Raw genomic sequence first — 1,012 nt, forward strand, 5'->3', positions numbered from 1 at the left:
TTAATGGACACAATCGCTATCATCTTACTGTACAAGGGTGTGATGTTTTACTTGATGTAGAACACTTCACAGGACGCGAAGCAATAAGTGAACCCTACCATTATCAAATTACCTTTACTTGCCAAGCTCAAGATTTACAGCCACAACAACTCTTGCGCCGTAGTGCAACGCTATCCTTTACCCCACCAATTAACAGTATTACCGATTTAGCAACGCAAGAGCCTATCACCAAACACGTTCATGGTGTAGTCACTCAATTTCGACGTCTATCAGGCTCGGTTGATGAAGCGCGTTATCAACTCGTTATTGAGCCTGTTTTTGCATTATTACGTCATCAAATCCGCTCTCATCGATTTTTCCTCAATCAATCTGTGCCCGATGTTGTAAGCCAAATTTTACGTGAGCATAATTTTAAAGATTGGGAGTTTGAATTTACGCTTAAAAACGAATACCCCAAACGTGAACAAATCAACCAATACAATGAGAGTGATCGCCAATTTATTGAACGACTATTAAGTGAAGTCGGTATTTTTTACTCATTCTATTTGCAAGACCAAACACAAACCGAAGTCATCCGTTTTGCCGATCGCCAAAGCGCTTACACCTTTGATAAAACACTGCCATTAAATAGCCCATCGGGCATGAATGATAATCACCAAGAAAGCGTATGGGGATTATCATTACATCATCAAGTAGTCGAACAGACTGTCTTTACCAAAGACTATAACCATCGCCAAGCACAAGATACCTTGATTTCAGCAGTAACGGATATGACCCGTGGTGAAGGGGATGATATCCATTATGGTGAAGTTTATCATTACCAAGCAAGACACCTTGCCCGTGGCGATAAAATTACCCCTGAAGCGGAAACGGCTAACTTTTGGGCAAGACTCGATCATGAACGTTTTCTGACTCGACAAACGCGCTTAAAAGGTGAAAGTAATGCGGATTTTTTATCCCCACTACAAGTACTTTCTATCATTGATAACGTCATACCTTCATCATTACCGTC

Annotated in this window: 1 protein-coding gene; it reads left to right on the forward strand. The window is 40.9% G+C overall.

What is annotated here, in order from left to right:
- Positions 1–1,012, forward strand: a 1,012-nt coding sequence (locus INT04_RS19170) for a type VI secretion system Vgr family protein (RefSeq protein WP_193017606.1), incomplete at both ends; no start/stop codon positions are given.

Source organism: Proteus sp. FME41 (assembly GCF_014897315.1).
GTDB lineage: Bacteria > Pseudomonadota > Gammaproteobacteria > Enterobacterales > Enterobacteriaceae > Proteus.